This window comes from Paenibacillus sp. 1-18 (assembly GCF_000520755.1).
GTDB classification, from domain to species: Bacteria; Bacillota; Bacilli; order Paenibacillales; family Paenibacillaceae; genus Paenibacillus; species Paenibacillus brasilensis.
The window spans coordinates 1-1,084 of record NZ_ASSB01000274.1 but is presented as its reverse complement, the minus strand read 5'-3'; the positions used below and the strand labels follow the sequence as shown (position 1 = coordinate 1,084).

General features: G+C 36.5%; 1 pseudogene. It reads left to right on the top strand.

The annotated features are described in order from the left end of the window. Positions 1-844: pseudogene (locus L693_RS0117370) on the top strand (transcriptional regulator); the annotation flags it as partial. Positions 845-1,084 lie beyond the last annotated feature (240 nt).

The following is a 1,084-nucleotide window of genomic DNA, read 5'->3' as shown; positions in this document are numbered from 1 at the left end:
TGTTGAGCGTCTAGATGAAATAGACCAGCTTGACGCGTTAAAGGATTTGGCTAACGTGTATAGGTCTTTACGTAAGTGGGACAAGGTAGACGAAATGGCAAGGCAAATGAGAGCTAAAGCGGAAATCCAATACTCGCTTATTCATAATAAACGCAAGGATAGAACACATGAAAAGAAAACAAAGAGTCCATTATTTGGATACATTGCTTATGCCGATCTACTGTGTGCCAGTGTTTGTGAAGCTCGAGGCGATTATCAACAAGCTCTACAATATACATACGCCTACGCTAGTTTGGATTGGGTGAAGGAAACGGACAAGGACACACAACACTGGGTTAACATGTTCCAAGATTGGGCGCAGTGTAATACTTACGTTAATACACTCCTATCTGGAGATACAAGTGTGCTACATGATTATGTTGAATACATTGCCGCATCAAAAGTCGATAAAGAAATGGTTACTAAGATATTGAACGTAATGCTTGCAGCTAACCGATATAACATAGATGTAGATAATATACTTCTAAGGTTTAAAATGGAAATTGATTTTTTTGCTCAAATGAACCCATCTGCCGATATGTATACTTATCAAGTAGTACCAGAGCAAACAACATGTTTTAAATATGAACTTGCTAAATACTATTTGAATAGAGGCAACTACTCTTACGGCTTCAAATATCTGTTAGACGTGTTATCTAAATCATTATCCAATAACAAGGAGTCCTTTTTCATTAGATGCATAAGATTATTTGAACGGTTTAAACAATTTGCGGATGTTAGATCTTTTGAAAAGTATGAAATTTTAGTTAGTGAAGGGCAAAGAGAAAGATTATTTTACTATTGATATTTATTAATTGTTTTCAGTTTGAAAGCCCCACCGCTTCATAAAAATAATATTAAACAAGTCCGGTTAGACAATATAAAAAAGTTATTTGAATTGGTTAGTTTATTGTTAATGTGCCAGCCCCGCTAACCTTAATTGAACTGACCCCAAAAAGTTTAACACAGGACAGACTTAGGCTGCTACAGAGGACTGGATGCGGTATTCACCGGCGGCAGTCCTCTGAGCTTTTGTTTGGTTCTT